Raw genomic sequence first — 16685 nt, forward strand, 5'->3', positions numbered from 1 at the left:
TTCTTAGACCTTCTGTTTCCTAACGGCCCCAGTTGTTCCTATGTCGACACTGGGCCGGGCTATCGCGTGTTGCGGATGGCATTTATTAAGGAGACGACACGATGGCCAATGGCACCGTGAAATGGTTCAACTCGCAAAAAGGTTTTGGTTTCATCGCGCCCGAGCAGGGATCGCGGGACATCTTTGTCCACATTTCCGCTTTGGAACGCGCCGGCATCCAGCAGCTTGACGATGGCCAAGCCGTGACTTTCGACATCGAAAGCGGCCGCGACGGACGTGAGTCCGCCAGCAACCTTGCGCTTGCGTAAGCCTTTGCAGGCATGAACTATTGACGGGAGCATTCTTGCGATGCCCCCGTTTCCTGCATCTGCCCTGTTTAACCTGCAGATGCGGTTCCTTCCAAAATTACCGAAAGAACAAACTTGATAGAAATCTCTTGGGGTTCTCCCATGACCATTTTCCTGCCCTCGGAAGGCCGGACACAAAAAATCTCGACGATTGAACAAGCCCACTTCTGGCTGCAGAAAGCCTGGCCGGTTTCCGATCGCAACAGAAACATTGCGCTTGAGAAAATTGATGCCGTCATGGACTGTCTCGCCCCCGTCGGCGCCGCACGCGCAGCTTTCCTCTCTGCTGTTGACACTGCTGGGTTTCACCCGGAAACCCTTGCTGCTGCTTAGATCGCCGCGCCTCACGCATCGGTTCCTGCCGCAGCAGAGAAACAGCCGAAGCTGAGCGTTCGCCCGCGAGTGTAAACCCTGCCCCGAAATCAAACCAGTAAGAGTGACAACATGACTAAGCTGAAAATCGAGGGGCTGGGCCTGGCCGGATTATCCCGCAAGGAAACAGCGATCGAAAAGACCTCACGTGCAGCGCGTGAAATCCTCGACGACGAAAACGAGCTTCGGCGCAGAAAAATTGAGCGCCTTAAACGGACCCGGCTTCAATATGAGCACGGTAGTCAGCAGCCCGAAGACACTCAATAATGAAGACACCGGTCAAGAAGGCTCGTGCCTGCTGAACACTGGGCATAGCCCGCCCACAGGCCGGTCAGGGCGGCAATCGCAGCGAATGGCCTGTGCAGTTTCTGGGTGCAGTTTGCCTGCGCACCAACGAAACCTTCCCCGCTTGGCGTTCCGGCCTCTTGCCCTAAAAGTTGCCTGCGCTGCCAGCGGGACACCTCCCGGTTTTTCAGCCGCCCCTACCCCTGCGCGCCGCTCAGGACCACCAGCCGGTGCGGGTCGGTGACAACGATATGCTTGCGGGTGGAATGAACGATGCCGTCCTTCTCCCAGGCCGACAGCAGGCGGCTGACGGTGTGCAGCGTGGTGCCGGTCATCTCGGAGATGTTGCGGCGGGTCACTGGAAAAGCGATCTCGATCCCCTCCTCCACCTTGCGGCCCGACTGGGTCACCATCCGCAGCAGCGCCGCCGCCACCCGTTGCTCCACCGCTTGCGTCGCCAGTTCGGTGATCCGCGTCTGCATCTCGCCCAACCGCTGGCCCAGGGTGCTGTAGCTCTCGGTGGCAAAGCCCTGGTACTTGGCGGTGAACTCGCCCCACAGCCGCACCGGCCAGGACAGCGCCAGCGATTCCGAAGCCGCCACAGCCGTCGCCGGATAGGTGTCGCGGTTCAGCGCGGGCGCAATGCCGAACAGCTGGCCCGGCGAGATATGCAGCGCGATGATCTGCTCGCCGCCCTCGGTGGTTTTCACAACACGGATGTAACCGTCCAGCAGCAGGTGGAAGCGGTCGGCGTCATGGCCTTCGTGAAAAACCTCATTGCCCTCGTCATAGCGCTTGGGCAGTGCTTGATCGAGGATCTCGCGGATCTGGCCGCGCTCCAGGAGGCTGAAGGGCGGCAGCCCGGTCAGGAGGCTTTCGTCGAGCTTGGACAAGAATGCACCGCAAGTTTGCTGAAGGACAAAGAGATGACCCTGCCGTTATCGCATAGTGACGCCAGAGGAAACAACCGTGCGGGAAAAACGGGAACCCGGAATTGGGGGAGCCTCCCTCCTCCCTGCCCGCCGGTGCTGATCCACGGGGTTCGGCGAAAGATTGCGTCCCTTGCGCTGAACCGGCGGGCGGCACCTGACCAGTGCCGCCCGCCTTTCTTTGATTGGACACTTGGAGGCCGAAATGGCTGCGCGAACCGACTATTCTGGACCCGTCCTTTTTTCCTTTGGCTTCAGGCCGTTCTTTCTTGGGGCCTGCCTGTTTGCCCTGCTGGCGATCCCCGCCTGGCTGCTGATCTGGCAGGGCACGCTGGAGTACAGCGGACCGTTTCTGCCAACCGACTGGCACATTCATGAGATGATCTTTGGCTACGGCGCGGCGGTCGTGGCGGGTTTCCTGTTCACTGCCGTGCCCAACTGGACCGGGCGGATGCCGGCGCGCGGCTGGCCGCTGGCGCTGGTTTCAGGCCTTTGGCTGCTGGGCCGGATCGCCGCTGCCGGCTGGCTGGGGCTGCCGGCGCTTGGGGTGATGGTTGCGGACTGCGCCTTTCTGGCCGCTGTGGTTGTGATGATCGCGCGCGAAATCATCGCGGGTGAGAACTGGCGCAACCTCAAGGTTCTGGTGCCGATCACCCTGCTGGGGGTGGCCAATGCCTGCTTCCATATTGAGGCGATGACCGAGGGGGCGGCTGATATCTCGCGCCGTTTGGGAATTGCCGTGCTGATCTTTCTGATCATGCTGATCGGCGGGCGGATCATCCCCAGTTTTACCCGCAATTGGCTGGCCAAGCACGGCGCAGAGAAGATGCCGGTCCCATTCGGCAAATTCGATGCCGTGACCCTCGCGTCGGGAGCTGCCGCTTTGCTCGCCTGGACCGCAGCGCCCTGGGCTGCCGTCAGCGGTGTGCTGTTATTGGCTGCCGGGCTGCTGCACGTCTTGCGATTGGCACGCTGGTGCGGGCTGGCCAGCCTGGGTGAGCCGCTGCTGTTCATGCTGCATGCGGCCTATGCGCTGGTGCCTGCAGGGCTGATTGCCGCCGCGGCAGTGCCATTTGGCTTGCTCGAACCCGCCGCAGCCGCGCATATCCTGGGTATCGGCGCCGTTGGCGGCATGACATTGGCCGTCATGATGCGCGCCACCATGGGCCACAGCGGCAGGCCGCTGGTTGCAGGCCCGGCTCTGACCGCTGCCTTCGCACTGGTCATAGCGTCTGCCGCTTTGCGGGTTGCAGGCAGCACTGAACTGGCCGCGGGCTGGACCGGTATCACCGTTTCCGGAGGTTTATGGACCGCTGGGTTTGCGCTGATGGTGCTGAAAACCGGGCCATGGCTGGCAACCCGGCGTGCGGGATCCAAGAAAGTGTCAGGAACGCGGGCCGGGCACCGGACCTAGAGCACACATGAGGCCGTAATGACGGCAAAGCTTACGCAAATTTAACGGCCTTCTCAGAGAGTGATATTCCGGGTAACTAGGCTTTGGATAGTGTGGGGAGGTCCTAAATGCAGTGGAAAGCTGCTGCCGCTGCTGTAGTGCCGCTGCTGCTATGGGCCGTCCAGAGCCTGGCGCAACCCGCCGGGCTTGAAGCATTCAAGCGGCCCGCTGCCGTGCCATTCCCGGAAGCTGCGCCCTACAGCCGTGAAATTGCCACCTTAGGCAAGATGCTGTTCTTTGATCCGCGCCTGTCCGGCGGCCAGAACATCAGCTGCTCAAGCTGCCACAACCCTTCTTTCGGTTGGGAAACCCCGGTGCCCAAAGCTATTGGCGCGGCAAACAAACCCGTGCGCCGCCATGCGCCGACACTCCTGAACGCGGCCTGGATCACCCCGCTGTTCTGGGACGGGCGCGCGGACAGCCTGGAAGCGCAGGCCATTGGGCCGATCACCGCTCCGGATGAGATGAACGCAACCTTTGACGGCATCACAGCCCGCCTGACTGCGGTACATGAATACAAAACCTGGTTCGAGCGTCTGTTCCCCGGGCGGGGGATCAGCAAGGAGACCGTCCTGACCGCACTCGCCACCTACCAGCGCACGATTGTCAGCGGCGTGGCCAGTTTCGACCGCTGGGTAAGCGGGGATGCAACTGCAGTGCCAGAGTCCGCCAAACGCGGCTTTGCACTGTTTAACGGACGGGCGAATTGCGTGTCTTGTCATTCCGGCTGGATGTTCACGGACAACCAGCTGCATGACATCGGAATTCAAACAACCGATCTTGGCGGCGGCGGCCTGACACCGCCGGACCCGGAGCTGAACTACCGCTTCAAGACCCCCGGACTGCGCAACATCGCTCTGCGGGCGCCGTACATGCACGACGGTTCGCTCACCTCGTTGCGCGAGGTGGTCCGCCACTATGCCGGCGGCGGCGGCGCCAAGGCAACCCGGACGCCGGATATCGAAGGTTTTTTAGCCACCGAAGAGGAAATCACCGACCTGATCGCCTTTCTGCAGACGCTGACGGATACCGATACCAATGTGCCAACCCCTATTCTGCCGGCGAACTGATGCGCATGGCTGAGGGTCCCCGCTTATGAATATCAAACGGTCCACCGTGCTGCCGGTTCTGGTGATTGCGGTTGCGGCACTGCTTGCGGCACTGCTGATCGGCAGCATGGCGATGTATGCCTCCAGCCGGAAAGACGCGGTGCTGGAAGCCTCGCTTGAGGTGACCCGGCGCGCCAGCGGCGTCAGCACCGGCATCACGGCCGCCGAAGTTTATGCCCAAGACGTTCTGGCGATGACGCGGCTGATCCCGCAGGAAGAAGTGGCCAGCCAGTTTCAATCTTACCTCAATGAAATCAACAGCGATCTCAGCGCCTTGCTGAAGCAACCGCTGCCTGGGCCGCTGCGGGCCGAGGCTGAAACCCTGAATCATACGCTGACAGAGTGGTGCGAATTGGCGGTTGTGCTTTTGGGCATCAAACCTGCAAAGGACATTCCCACTCTAAGCACATTGATGATGAGCAGCGAGGCGGTTACCCGGCAAGCTGCCACCGTGACCGGCCTGGCGGCTGTGCATGCGGAACAGGCCGTTGCGGCGGCGAACCGGGCGTTGTCCCGTATTTTTGTTCTGGGGCTGACCGGCACCGCACTGCTTATGCTTGCGGCACTGATTTTTGCCATTCGCAAGGCGCATGCAGTCTCAAGCGCGATGCAATTGGCGGCTTCCAAGCTGCGGCGGCTGGCAAGCCGCGAGCAATTTGCGCCTTCACAGGAAGCAAGTGAGATTTCTGCCGTATTTGCGGCGCTGAATACGCTGGAAACCAGTCTGGTGGAAAAGAAGCGGATCGCCGAGCGGTTGCAGCAGGAAAAAGCCCGGGCAGAAGCTGCCACCGAGACCAAATCCCGCTTCCTGGCAACCATGAGCCACGAGATCCGTACGCCAATCAACGGGGTTCTGGGGATGGCGGAAGTGCTGAATGAAACCAGCCTGACATCTGAACAGAAATCCTGCACCGGCACCATTCTGGCATCGTCCGAGGCGCTGTTGCGCATCGTCAACGACATTCTCGATTTCTCCAAGCTGGAGGCCGGAAAAGAGCAGATGCTGGAGCAGCCCTTTAACCTGCGCGACGTGATTTATGACGTCGCCACGCTGATGTCGCCCAGCGCATCCGCCAAGGGGCTGGAGATCTGTATCGACATTCCGGAGAACACGCCTGCCGTCTTTACCGGCGACAGCGGCCGGGTGCGGCAAATTCTGATGAACTTGGTGGGCAACGCGGTAAAGTTCACTCTGGAAGGTTACATCAGCATCACCCTGAACTACGACGCCAGCCATGCTATTCCTCTGTGCATCGATGTACGTGATACCGGGGTCGGCATCCCCGAAGGCAGCATCGGCCAAATCTTTCACGCTTTCGAGCAGGTCGAAAGCACCACCGCCCGGCGATTTGAGGGCACCGGTCTGGGCCTGGCGATCTCGTCGCGCCTGGCGCAGGCCATGGGCGGGCGGATTGATGTGAACTCTGAGGCCGGCACCGGGTCTTGCTTCACTGTTTGCCTGACGCTGCCGGTTGCGGCTCCGGCGTCCGCCCTTTCCCGGCCGCTTGCGGGCAAACTGGTGGCTGTGGCTGCGGATCTGGCCTTTGCCCGCGACGTGCGGCAGCGCCAGCTGGCTCTTTGGGGGGCAGACACAATCGCGCTTCACGGCATGGACGGTCTGCTGGAAAAAGTGGCCGCAATGGCTGCGGAACAGCGGCAGCCGGATCTGGTGCTGGTTGAAACCAGCCTGCCGCTGGAGCAAGCCAGAAGCCTGTGCCGGAACCTGCACAGTTTGCCAGGGTGCAGGGAAATGCCGATCGTTTTCTGCACCGGCGGCCAGATGCTGGCCGAATATGAAGTGCTGAAGGAATGCAAAACTCTGCGTGTGCTGATGAAACCGGCGCGAAACAAACTGCTTTTGCAGACCCTGCGGGAGGTCTTGAACATTGGTGTTCTGCCGGCCGCCGCAGAGCTGCCAAGCGCCGGACAGACAGCCGGGCAATTCAGCCACTTGCGCCTGCTGGCAGCAGAGGACAACCGTACCAACCAACTGGTTTTGCAGAAAATGCTGGCCCCTACCGGCATTCAGCTGACCATTTGCAGCAATGGGCAAGAAGCCGTGGATACATTTACCGCACAACGTTTCGATCTGGTGCTGATGGACATGTCGATGCCGGTGATGGATGGCCTTGAAGCCACCCGGCGCCTGCGGGCCTGGGAGCGGGAGAACGGCCGGGCGCCCTGCCCGGTCCTTGCGCTGACCGCCAATGTGCTGAGCACCGACGAAGCGGCCTGCCGCGCCGCAGGCATGGTTGAGTTTCTTTCCAAGCCGATGCGCAAGCAGCTGCTGCTGGAACAAATTGCCAAGTGGACTGATACGCCGTCTGCCACTGATGCAACGCTGCAGGCCCGGCAAGCCTGACACGCAGAGTCCCAACCTTTTGCTTTACCTGTGACGCAATGGCGCTGATCCGCCATGAAAATCACGACAATACACAAAATCACACTAATTCGTGATATAGTGGGCGCCTGTCTGTGCCCCGGTTTGAGTGCATTTCCGGAACCTGGGAAGGCGTTTGCCGGCACCGCTTGCACGGGGATGGCGAGCCGCACACAATGGCAGTTTTGGTGAAAGTTAATGAGTGATTGGGGGATCACATGTCCAGTTTACAGATCGGGGCCGCACGCCCCGCCGATGGCTATGCCGCACATTCCGAAAATCCAACTTGGGGGGCAACTGGCACAGGTCTGCTGCATTTGGCGCCCAGCGGCCTGACATCTGATGGCGGCATGGCCGGGGCAGACCGGCCCAACCCGCGTGAGATTTCCAATATCCTTTCTGCACAAGACGGCAGCACTGCAAATGCGGCGGGCGCGTCGGATTTCCTGTGGATCTGGGGGCAGTTTCTGGACCATGACCTGTCGCTGACCGGGGCCGAAAGCGAGACCGGGGCAGATATCGAAGTCCCGGCGGGAGATCCGTTTTTCGATCCATTCGGCACCGGTGACGCCGTCATTCCCTTTACCCGCGTGGCACAGCAGGCTGGTGAGTACCTCAATGAGATCACCGCATTTATCGATGCCTCCATGATCTATGGCTCGACGATGGAAACTGTCGCAGCAATGCGGGACGAAGGCGGCAGGCTGCGGATGACCAAGGACGGGTATCTGGACCGGGATGGCGACGGTTTCCTGACCGGGGACGTCCGCGCCGCAGAAAATGTGGCCCTGTCCTCGATGCACACGATTTTCACCCGCGAGCACAACCGGCTGGCCGGGGAACTGGCTGCAAGGGATCCCGATCTGACAGATGACCAGTTGTTTGAGGCCGCCCGCGCCAGGGTCGAAGCGCTGGTGCAGAGTGTCACCTTCAAGGAGTTTCTCCCCCTTTTGATCGGCCAAGACGCGCTTGGGGCCTATCGGGGCTATGACCCTGACGTGAACCCTGGCATTGCAATCGAGTTTTCTACTGCCGTGTTCCGGCTGGGGCATACGCTTTTGCCGGCCAATCTGCAGCTGGTGGCAGCTGACGGAACCGCCGACCTGCTGGCGTTGCGGGACGCGTTCTTTCAGCCACACCTGCTGAAGGAACCGGATATGATCGAAAACGTCATGCGCGGTGCTGCAACCCAAGCGTCCGAAGCCGTTGACACACTGGTGGTCGAGGATGTGCGCTCGTTCCTGTTCGGACCGCCTGGCGCCGGCGGGCTTGACCTGGCGGCGCTGAACATTCAACGCGGGCGCGATCTGGGGGTTGCCAGCTATAACGATCTGCGGGAAGCGCTTGGCCTTGGCAGGGCAGAAAACTTTTCCGATGTAACACAGGATGCCGGTTTGGCAGCCAGGCTGGAAGAGGCCTATGGCGAGACCGATCTGGTCGATGCATGGGTTGGCGGGCTGGCCGAAGACCCGTCCGGCAGCGGGCTGCTTGGGGAAACCTTTACCACGGTGATGGTGGACCAGTTCACCCGCCTGCGCGACGGCGATCCATTCTGGAGTGAAGGACGCGATGGCATTCCCGCCAGCGAGTTGAAGGCGCTGTGGGACACAAGCCTGTCCGAAATAATTTTTCGCAACACTGATATCGGCGCCATTCAAAAGGACATTTTTACGGCGATGGATAGGGCTGCCGGCACAATCGGCGATGACACCCTTGAAGGCGGTGCCGGACGCGATTTCCTGTTCGGCAGCGATGGCGCAGACAGCCTGGCTGGCCGGGTCGGCGGCGATGACCTTCAGGGGGGGCGCGGCAAGGACACGCTTGCTGGCAACCAGGGGGACGATTGCCTGGACGGCGGCGCTGGCCGGGACCGCTTGAATGGCGGATCCGGGGAAGATCTCATCTTTGGCGGCACTGGCAAGGATAAAATCACAGGGGGGCAGGACAACGACAGCCTGTCAGGCGGGCGCGGCATGGACAGGCTGTCCGGGAACAAGGGCAACGACACGCTTGACGGCGGCCTGCATGCTGACACTCTGACCGGTGGCACCGGGGATGATTTGCTGACCGGCGGCGCTGGCGGCGACTGTTTTCTGTTCCGGACCCGGCATCACGGGAACGACACCATCACGGATTTTGAACTTGGTCTGGACGAAATCAAGGTTACAGGGCCCATGCGCCATTCATTGTCTATTGAGGACACAGAAGGTGGTCTGAAATTCTCGGATGGTGCAAACTGGTCCGTGTTGCTGGAGGACATCAGCATGGGCGACTGGTTTCAATCCGGCGACAGCCTGTTCTGACCGCAACCGGGCTGATGCACGGCCACCTGGATGAGACCCGCCGCCCGCCGCATCGGCAACAGCCGGCCGCCGATCGGAAACATTGCCCCGGCCCGCGGGGCGTGATGTCGTATGTCCCCCATCCGCTGACGCAATCAAAGGACAGGCACCGTCTGGCGCGCGGCTAGAATGCCCGATCAGTTTCCGCAAGGCCGCAATGCCCAAGCGGAAGGCGACAGGCATCGGGGAGGACGCGCCGCCATGAAAGACAAGACAACCACCACCGAACAGGCCATGGCACTGATCCGGGACGGGGATGTCGTGACCACCACCGGGTTTGTGCAAAGCTGCATCCCGGAAATGCTGCACGCGGCCTTGGAAAAGCGGTTCATCGAGGAAGGCGCGCCCCGTGACCTCACACTGATCATGTGCGCAGGCGCCGGCGACAGCAAGGGTTTGGGGACCGGACGGCTGCACCATGACGGCCTGTTGCGCCGGGTGATTGCCGGCAATTTCGGCCGCATGCCCAAAGTTGCGCAGGCCGCACAAGAGAACAAGATCTGCGGCTACAACCTGCCGCAGGGGGTGATCTCGCAGCTTTACCGCGCCTGTGCGGCGGGCCAGCCGGGGCTGTTCTCCAAGGTCGGCCTGCACACCTATGTCGATCCCCGCCATGGCGGCGGCAAGGTCAACAAAGTGACCGAGGAGGACATCGTCCGCTACCACAAAGTCGATGGCGAGGAATGGCTGTTCTACAAGGCCACCAAGATCGACGTCGCCTTTATTCGCGGCACCAGCGCCGACCGCTCTGGCAACATCAGCATGGAACGCGAAGCGCTGACGCTGGACTGCCTGGCCCAGGCCATGGCCGCCCATAACAACGGCGGCATCGTCATCGCCCAGGTCGAGCGCATCGTCGAGGACGGCTCGATCAAGCCCAAGGACGTCAAGATCCCCGGCCTGCTGGTGGACTGTGTCTGCGTTGCCGATGATCCGGACATGCACCGGATGAATTATGGTGTGCAGCACAATCCGGCGCTGTCGGGAGAAATCCGGGTGCCGGTTGAGGGTATCGCCAAGATGCCGCTGGATCAGCGCAAGATCATTGCCCGCCGCGCCGCCTTTGAACTGCCGCCCAACGGTGCGGTGAACCTCGGTGTCGGCGCGCCCGATGGTGTGGCGGCGGTGGCAAATGAAGAAAAAGCCACCCCTTACATCACCCTCACAACCGAAGCCGGCGCGGTCGGCGGCGTGCTTGCAGGCGGTTCCAGCTTCGGCTCCTCAGCCAATGCCGATGCCATCATCGACCAGAACCAGATGTTCGACTTCTACGACGGCGGCGGCCTCGACCTCACCTGCCTCGGCATGGCGGAATGCGACGCCGAGGGCAGCGTCAACGCCTCGCGCTTTGGCGGCAGGCTGAACGGCTGCGGCGGCTTCATCAACATTTCGCAGAACTCCCGCGCCGTGGTCTTTGCCGGCACCTTCACCGCCGGCGGGCTGAAGGTGGCTGTCGAAGATGGCAACCTGCGCATCGTCCAGGAGGGCCGCAACAAGAAGTTCGTGCGCCTGATCGAACAGATCACCTTCTCCGGCCCTTACGCCTCGCAGCGCTCGCAGCCGGTGCTTTACGTGACCGAACGCTGCGTGCTGCAGCTGACGCCCAAGGGACTGGAACTGATCGAGATTGCGCCCGGCATCGACCTGCAGCGCGATATCCTGGATCAGATGGAATTCAAGCCGATCATCGAAAACGTCACCCAGATGGACCCGCGCATCTTCCGGGATGAGCAGATGGGACTGATGAACGACCTGCTGAACCTGAACCTGTCGGAGCGGGTCACTTATGATGCCGCGCGCCACACCATGTTCCTCAACCTCGAAGGCTGGAGCGTCAAGAAAAAGCGCGACATCGAGGACCTGACCCGGGTCTTGCAGGATGCCTTTGCCAAAAGCGGCCAGGATGTGAACATGGTGATGAACCAGAACGGCTTCCGCATTGCCGAGGATCTGCAGGATGCCTATGCGGCATCGGTCGGCCGGACACTGGAACGCCACAGCGCGTCGATCGCCCACTACACCACCAGCGCCTTCATGCGCCTGAAGATGCAAGGCACCCTCGCCAGCCGCAGCGTGCAGCCGCATATTTTCGAGAGCGGCGAAGAAGCGCATCAGGCCATTTGGGGGTCCTGAAGCGGACACAAGCCCGCGCCAGCCCGTATCGGGCTGGCTACCCCTTCCGCACCCGTCCGCGCGCGCCGGAGAACCGGTCTGGCTGTTCGTTCCGGCACTTGGCAGGCGCACAAAACATGTCATGCAAAAGATCCGTAAACCCTTAAGGTAAATACGGTTTCCAAGGGCATCGGGTTGCCGCCAGCCGATGAAAGCTTGGGGCCATGCAGATTTTCCAAGGAGAGCGGGACAGGAACTGCATTTTTTTAAAAAACCCTCTTGCACCCCCCCGCAACAAACTTTAGACAGCGCCTCACCGATGGGGTGTAGCCAAGTGGTAAGGCAGCAGTTTTTGGTACTGTGTATCGTAGGTTCGAATCCTACCACCCCAGCCAGTCCTCCTGACATCAAGGAAACAAGCACCCGGCGCACCCGTTAGCCCCGAGAAGGTCCCCGTTTTCGGCCCCAGTGTTTCGTGGGTGAGTTGGCGTGTCGGGTTAGCTGTTTGCTGTGATCGGTTCTGCCCCAACCCCTGACACCCGCTTTCACCTTTTGCGGGTATGACGGGTGTGCCCCTCCCTAGTTGCGGGAGAGGCGTTTGCTTGGATTCGGTCAAATCAGTGCATAGCCACGGTTATAGCTGGCGATAGTCCACCCCGTTAGCCTGTCGATCCCACTCATCCATCAGATTGTCCCGTCGGTCTCCGATGGTCAGATGACGCGGGTTCACACAGCACCTCTTATGGCACCGATGTCTGATGACCTGATCGCGGGTGGCGACAAGCCGGTTAGTAATACAGTAGACAAACCGATAAGCACGGTCCTGACCTCCATTGAAACGCAGTTTCCTAGGCTCCTTGGTCGGCGTTACCAAGCAACCGTCATCATCTCTTTCAGCACTGTTCAGCACTCCCTCTACGCGCAGCATTGCCTGATCCAGATGGTTGTCCAGGATGTCCTGATACCAAACCATGGACCTATCACGCGCAACAAATCTGACGGGCGCTCTCATATGATTTCCACTCCATCTTCACCTTTATCTATTGGCTGATCGTAACCGTCCGGCCCAATCACCCGGCCATTCGCGACCTGGTAATCAGGATGAACCCACACCACGCGGGTATAGTCAGCTCCACCCCATTTGACCTTTTCAGCATGCCAACCGAGCTCATTCATGAAGTGAGTGATACGGTTCGGGTTAGCCTTCAGCTCCACGGTGAACAGCCTGCGCAGTGTCGTCTGAGCAACGGCCCTCAACTCCCGACCAGCGAGAAGTTCGACAAGCTCTTGCTGCAGCACCTCTCCAGCGCCAGCCGAAAGACGCCGCATGATCGGGGTATCAATTGCCGCCATGTTCATCGACCGCGGGTTAAAGCTGTTCGACTGCTTGTGCTCCAGGAGGGCGTTATACAGACGAGCCAGCACTTCCCGCCGAGACATCTGCTCGTGGAAATGAGTCATGAACGACTGGAAGTCAGCCGCATCTGGACCGGAAGCATGTCCTGAGTGATTAGCGTCAGCAACATACCAACGGCGATCATCAGGTTCGATCCAGTGCGGGTAGTGGTTCGTGGTCATCACATAGGAAGTGACGTTGTTTACCTGAGTGACCTCCTTTCCTTTACCTTCTACTGCGACATTGCTTTCGGTGATCAGTGCCTTAATGGCATTGCCCGCGTCCGTGCCAGGCTTCAGCTTGACCTCTTCGCAGCCAACGAACTTCTTGGACATCAGGGTTTGGTTGAACCGGGACGTCAGCTTCTGAAGGCCATTGACCGTGATAGAGTTCTTAGCGCCGAAGAGCTGGGCAGCAGTCTGCAGCAGTGTGCTCTTGCCGGTTCCCTTGTTTTGGGAATACAGCAAGAACGCCCATCCAGGCTTCAGGTGCTCGTTCTGAAAGCCCGAAGAAAGCCAATCTTTGAAATAGCCCCGATCTGTAGGCTGCACGAAGATCCGTTCCAGAAGCTCATCGAATAGGGCGCAATCAGTTTCCTGGATGCCCAGATTCCGGTACGCTGGCACTATCCACGAGTTGATGGTTGCTGATCCCTTATGCCAGATTATCCCTTCAGACAGGCCCGGGTTGCACTCCACTCTGCCATCCCAGACTGCAATAGTCTGAGAACGGTTAGAATGAACCTTTTCCACGGCATTCTGAACAACATCACGCCATAGCTCATCGGTCATTTCGATATCCGGAAAGGTTTCCGGGAGATCGACAGCATAGACACGCTTCAGGTCCGTTGCTGACATGGAGCTGCTCGGGTCCTCAATCCGATAGAAACGCCCCTCTTTGCGAACGAACTTGCTCGCGAGGTCCATGCACAAGGTTGCTTTCGCTACCTCGTGTGGGTTTTCCTCTTCCGGCCGATCTTTAGCGTCTTCAACCACTTCCGCTTCAGTGGTCGAAGTCTCAGAAGTATACCGGTCATTAGTATCGTTGGCAGCACAAGAAAAAACAGTGATCCCGTTAGCTGGCTCATCTGCCACCTCAATTGCCAGCTCTCCACGCCCCACTTTAAAGGTCGCGCCAGGCAGCTTTTTCTTCCGCCGAGCAGGGCGGTCTAGAGGGCCATCGTGAGTTGCACCCTTGAAGATATTGGTCAAGCTTTCGCTCATACACATGCTCCTTTGTTCTCTTCGAACTTCATTGGTTAAGGTTTGGCGCTGCTCGATTGAGTCTCCTTTCGCGAAATGACTGCAGCTGAGTGCGGTCATGAGCAGCGTGTTGAAACAATGAAGGTCTAAGACCGCCGACCTTGCGTCGCGTTCTTCCCAAAACAACATGGATGAGGGGGGGTGATGACTAGCTGATGCACATGCACCAATAGCCAACGCCTACATTCCACTAGCAATGCAATTGCCAGCTGTCCGAGACCTTAGTTTTTCTCTGAATGTAGACGCTGGATGTTTCCCACCTATGGCGACGACCGAAGCTTAGTGAAAGGAGCGTCGCAATATGCGCTCCACACTGTGCTGCAATCGGCGTCACCAGAACGTGGTCCGCACCATCGTAAGCGGGATTTCTGTCATAAGGTGCGAACACCGTCAACCGGCTTGTCGCCACCCGCGATCAGGTCATCAGACATCGGTGCCATAAGAGGTGCTGTGTGAACCCGCGTCATCTGACCATCGGAGACCGACGGGACAATCTGATGGATGAGTGGGATCGACAGGCTAACGGGGTGGACTATCGCCAGCTATAACCGTGGCTATGCACTGATTTGACCGAATCCAAGCAAACGCCTCTCCCGCAACTAGGGAGGGGCACACCCGTCATACCCGCAAAAGGTGAAAGCGGGTGTCAGGGGTTGGGGCAGAACCGATCACAGCAAACAGCTAACCCGACACGCCAACTCACCCACGAAACACTGGGGCCGAAAACGGGGGCCTTCTCGGGGCTAACGGGTGCGCCGGGTGCTTGTTTCCTTGATGTCAGGAGGACTGGCTGGGGTGGTAGGAGATCTTGCCCACCGATCCGGACCATCGACTTAGCCGCCCCGCTAGCAAACCTGGGGCCGTTCCTGGGGCGAAACGCAGTGAAGCCTGGGGCCTTTCCGCTAGCTAGCGACCCGTCTCCGGGCAGCTAGCAACCCGCTCACCCAAGATCCCAGCCAACCCGCCGTGGTCGAGCGGCTACCAACATCCCAGCTACCCGCTGACGAGCGGTGACGGTGGAGACCCGGTGGTGGCGGATCTCCGTTGGAGGCTTAGACAGGGGCGTCCTTGAACTCGTCGGTAGGGACGAGAAGCAGGAACACAAGGAGAGCGAGGTTGGCTGGCGGCACGAGAACCAATAGGAACCACCATTGATTTACTCCTGTGTCTCGGGTCCGGCGAACCCCGAAGGCGAGGAGGACTGCTGCAACCGCGCCCATTGCCAGAAGCGATAGGACGCCCAGCCAGCTATCAGGCTCCATCAGAAACAGCGTGAACAGCACCAGCGTCAGCAGCCCGGTCACCACTTGCACTATCAGATATTCTTTCCTTGATACTCGACCTGAGAAACCAAACACATAGCTCAACACCGGCCCCAACGTGCTGCCTGCTTCCTTCAGGACGTCCGAGCCTACCTGTGAAAGCTCCTCGGAGACGGTAGCGGCTTCGCCAGCCACCTTGCGGACTTTCTCGGCCACTTCTGGCTGTTTCAGCATCCGCTGCCCTCTAAGGAATAGCCATCCCACCAATCCGATCACGGTAAGAGCCGCAATCGACACCCCGACAGATTCCACTAGCAATGTCATTGGCTGTAATACCACGTACCAAAACCAAGCCACGCCCCCGGCGGCTCCAGCCCAAAATAATCCTCTGAAAGTGCTTTCCATAAGCTTCCTCGTTCAATGATGGATGGAGGCGTAAGTCTGCCCACTTTCTCGTCCCTTAGCGCCGCGTAGTATTGAAGCGCCCGGCAAATGAGACTCATAGTCTGTAGATTATAAGTCTACAAGACTGCTCTCTCCGAGCATGGCGATACGCAGGCTAGTTGGACGAAATCTGAAGCGTTTCAGGGAGGAAGCGGGATTCTCGCAGGAGGCTTTGGCCTTTGAGTGCGGCCTGCACCGGACTTATGTCAGCGGCGTCGAGCGAGGCGTGAGAAATCCAACTATCGTGGTTCTGGAGAAGCTTGCGGAACCTCTAGGCGTCCCTGCTTGGAGGCTGCTGGTTCCCGAAGCAGATCAAGACCTATAGATCGACGACTATTGAAGTTTAGACTTCCACCGTTCGCAAAGAGGCAATACTCAGCGGCTAAGCACCCCTAGACAGGTACTGCAACTTGCTGAGTGTTGGTCTTGAAAAGAGATCGAGTTAACCGCCTGCTTTTCTCGCAGCCTCAACTAACCCTATAAAATACTCTGTGTCGGACTGAGTTGACATATCAGGAAAACCCGCGCAGTTGGCGGTTTCTCTGATGGAAAAGTTCGGGTAGGTCCCTGGAGTGTTTGTTTCGACCAGCCCCGCAAATCCTAGCTGAAATGCGCAAGTTTGGGCCTTGCTCGTTGCTGAAAGAAAGCCGATGACCTGATTGGCAAACGCAGCTACAGGCCCTCCGTCACCAGGGTCGCGCGGGTAAGCTAGATCGTCCATTCCTAACTGTTTGATCCTAGCGTCAATCTCGGCCCTCGTCTTAGTGATGTCACTTCCTTGATTGCTCATAGCGAGCGCAAAGGCAGAGTCGTATCCAGCAACAAGGGCTATTGGTGTCCTAGATGGCTCTGGTGATCGAGATGCTAAGGCGACGATCCCAGCGATAACTAACGCTGAGACAATTCTCATTGCCCACTTTTCTAGGTCTGTCCACTCTCGATCAAGAAAAGCCATAAACTCGAAACCTCGTTAAGCCACGCAACCAACTTAT

13 protein-coding genes and 1 tRNA gene are annotated in these 16685 nt (G+C 59.3%); 10 read left to right on the forward strand and 4 right to left on the reverse strand.

Annotated elements, in window-relative coordinates:
* The first annotated feature begins 101 nt into the window (after positions 1–101).
* From K3555_RS15430 to K3555_RS15440, 3 genes are all read left to right on the forward strand, one after another.
* Positions 102–308 carry a cold-shock protein gene (locus K3555_RS15430; protein ID WP_129371830.1) on the forward strand — a complete coding sequence of 69 codons (207 nt, stop codon included), beginning with the start codon at positions 102–104 and terminating at the stop codon, positions 306–308.
* Between the two features lie 141 nt (positions 309–449).
* The gene (locus K3555_RS15435) at positions 450–680 is read left to right on the forward strand and encodes a DUF982 domain-containing protein (RefSeq protein WP_260006115.1); all 231 of its coding nucleotides are present in this window, start codon (positions 450–452) and stop codon (positions 678–680) included.
* A gap of 111 nt (positions 681–791) precedes the next feature.
* The gene (locus tag K3555_RS15440; RefSeq protein WP_259986771.1) at positions 792–986 is read left to right on the forward strand and encodes a hypothetical protein; all 195 of its coding nucleotides are present in this window, start codon (positions 792–794) and stop codon (positions 984–986) included.
* Between the two features lie 215 nt (positions 987–1201).
* Here the strand turns inward: K3555_RS15440 and K3555_RS15445 are convergent, their stop codons facing one another.
* Positions 1202–1897 (reverse strand): Crp/Fnr family transcriptional regulator, encoded by a 696-nt coding sequence (locus tag K3555_RS15445; protein ID WP_260006116.1) that lies wholly within the window; start codon positions 1895–1897, stop codon positions 1202–1204.
* A 241-nt stretch (positions 1898–2138) separates the two neighbouring features.
* On the opposite strand from K3555_RS15445, the gene K3555_RS15450 reads away from it, so the two are divergent.
* The 6 genes from K3555_RS15450 (at position 2139) to K3555_RS15475 (ending at position 11724) form a co-directional block, all read left to right on the forward strand.
* A complete protein-coding gene (locus K3555_RS15450; RefSeq protein ID WP_260006117.1) occupies positions 2139–3347 on the forward strand; it encodes an NnrS family protein in 1209 nt (402 codons plus the stop codon).
* A gap of 107 nt (positions 3348–3454) precedes the next feature.
* Complete coding sequence (locus tag K3555_RS15455; RefSeq protein ID WP_260006118.1) at positions 3455–4456, forward strand: cytochrome-c peroxidase; 1002 nt, start codon at positions 3455–3457, stop codon at positions 4454–4456.
* Positions 4457–4481: 25 nt separating this feature from the next.
* Positions 4482–6857 carry a response regulator gene (locus K3555_RS15460; RefSeq protein ID WP_260006119.1) on the forward strand — a complete coding sequence of 792 codons (2376 nt, stop codon included), beginning with the start codon at positions 4482–4484 and terminating at the stop codon, positions 6855–6857.
* 236 nt (positions 6858–7093) lie between these two features.
* Complete coding sequence (locus K3555_RS15465) at positions 7094–9178, forward strand: peroxidase family protein (protein ID WP_260006120.1); 2085 nt, start codon at positions 7094–7096, stop codon at positions 9176–9178.
* A 240-nt stretch (positions 9179–9418) separates the two neighbouring features.
* The gene (locus tag K3555_RS15470) at positions 9419–11350 is read left to right on the forward strand and encodes an acyl CoA:acetate/3-ketoacid CoA transferase (protein WP_259997502.1); all 1932 of its coding nucleotides are present in this window, start codon (positions 9419–9421) and stop codon (positions 11348–11350) included.
* A gap of 299 nt (positions 11351–11649) precedes the next feature.
* Positions 11650–11724, forward strand: a tRNA-Gln gene (locus K3555_RS15475).
* A 613-nt stretch (positions 11725–12337) separates the two neighbouring features.
* Here the strand turns inward: K3555_RS15475 and K3555_RS15480 are convergent.
* Both K3555_RS15480 and K3555_RS15485 read right to left on the reverse strand, forming a co-directional pair.
* Positions 12338–13948 carry a DUF5906 domain-containing protein gene (locus K3555_RS15480; RefSeq protein ID WP_260006121.1) on the reverse strand — a complete coding sequence of 537 codons (1611 nt, stop codon included), beginning with the start codon at positions 13946–13948 and terminating at the stop codon, positions 12338–12340.
* Positions 13949–15039: 1091 nt separating this feature from the next.
* Positions 15040–15654 (reverse strand): DUF805 domain-containing protein, encoded by a 615-nt coding sequence (locus K3555_RS15485; protein ID WP_260006122.1) that lies wholly within the window; start codon positions 15652–15654, stop codon positions 15040–15042.
* 139 nt (positions 15655–15793) lie between these two features.
* Here K3555_RS15485 and K3555_RS15490 point away from each other — a divergent pair, with 139 nt between their 5' ends.
* A complete protein-coding gene (locus tag K3555_RS15490) occupies positions 15794–16018 on the forward strand; it encodes a helix-turn-helix domain-containing protein (protein WP_260006125.1) in 225 nt (74 codons plus the stop codon).
* Between the two features lie 117 nt (positions 16019–16135).
* Here K3555_RS15490 and K3555_RS15495 read toward each other — a convergent pair whose 3' ends face one another.
* Positions 16136–16414, reverse strand: a complete 279-nt coding sequence (locus K3555_RS15495; protein ID WP_260006126.1) for a hypothetical protein — start codon at positions 16412–16414, stop codon at positions 16136–16138.
* Positions 16415–16685: the final 271 nt, after the last annotated feature.

Source organism: Leisingera sp. M527 (assembly GCF_025141525.1).
Classification (GTDB): Bacteria; Pseudomonadota; Alphaproteobacteria; order Rhodobacterales; family Rhodobacteraceae; genus Leisingera.

Bases quoted from the DNA above. Each gene is read 5' to 3' on its own strand.
- K3555_RS15480 (WP_260006121.1), bottom strand. From the start codon at position 13,948: ATGAGCGAAAGCTTGACCAATATCTTCAAGGGTGCAACTCACGATGGC.
- K3555_RS15430 (WP_129371830.1), top strand. From the start codon at position 102: ATGGCCAATGGCACCGTGAAATGGTTCAACTCGCAAAAAGGTTTTGGT.
- K3555_RS15465 (WP_260006120.1), top strand. From the start codon at position 7,094: ATGTCCAGTTTACAGATCGGGGCCGCACGCCCCGCCGATGGCTATGCC.
- K3555_RS15485 (WP_260006122.1), bottom strand. From the start codon at position 15,654: ATGGAAAGCACTTTCAGAGGATTATTTTGGGCTGGAGCCGCCGGGGGC.
- K3555_RS15435 (WP_260006115.1), top strand. From the start codon at position 450: ATGACCATTTTCCTGCCCTCGGAAGGCCGGACACAAAAAATCTCGACG.
- K3555_RS15470 (WP_259997502.1), top strand. From the start codon at position 9,419: ATGAAAGACAAGACAACCACCACCGAACAGGCCATGGCACTGATCCGG.
- K3555_RS15450 (WP_260006117.1), top strand. From the start codon at position 2,139: ATGGCTGCGCGAACCGACTATTCTGGACCCGTCCTTTTTTCCTTTGGC.
- K3555_RS15460 (WP_260006119.1), top strand. From the start codon at position 4,482: ATGAATATCAAACGGTCCACCGTGCTGCCGGTTCTGGTGATTGCGGTT.
- K3555_RS15495 (WP_260006126.1), bottom strand. From the start codon at position 16,414: ATGGACGATCTAGCTTACCCGCGCGACCCTGGTGACGGAGGGCCTGTA.
- K3555_RS15440 (WP_259986771.1), top strand. From the start codon at position 792: ATGACTAAGCTGAAAATCGAGGGGCTGGGCCTGGCCGGATTATCCCGC.
- K3555_RS15455 (WP_260006118.1), top strand. From the start codon at position 3,455: ATGCAGTGGAAAGCTGCTGCCGCTGCTGTAGTGCCGCTGCTGCTATGG.
- K3555_RS15490 (WP_260006125.1), top strand. From the start codon at position 15,794: ATGGCGATACGCAGGCTAGTTGGACGAAATCTGAAGCGTTTCAGGGAG.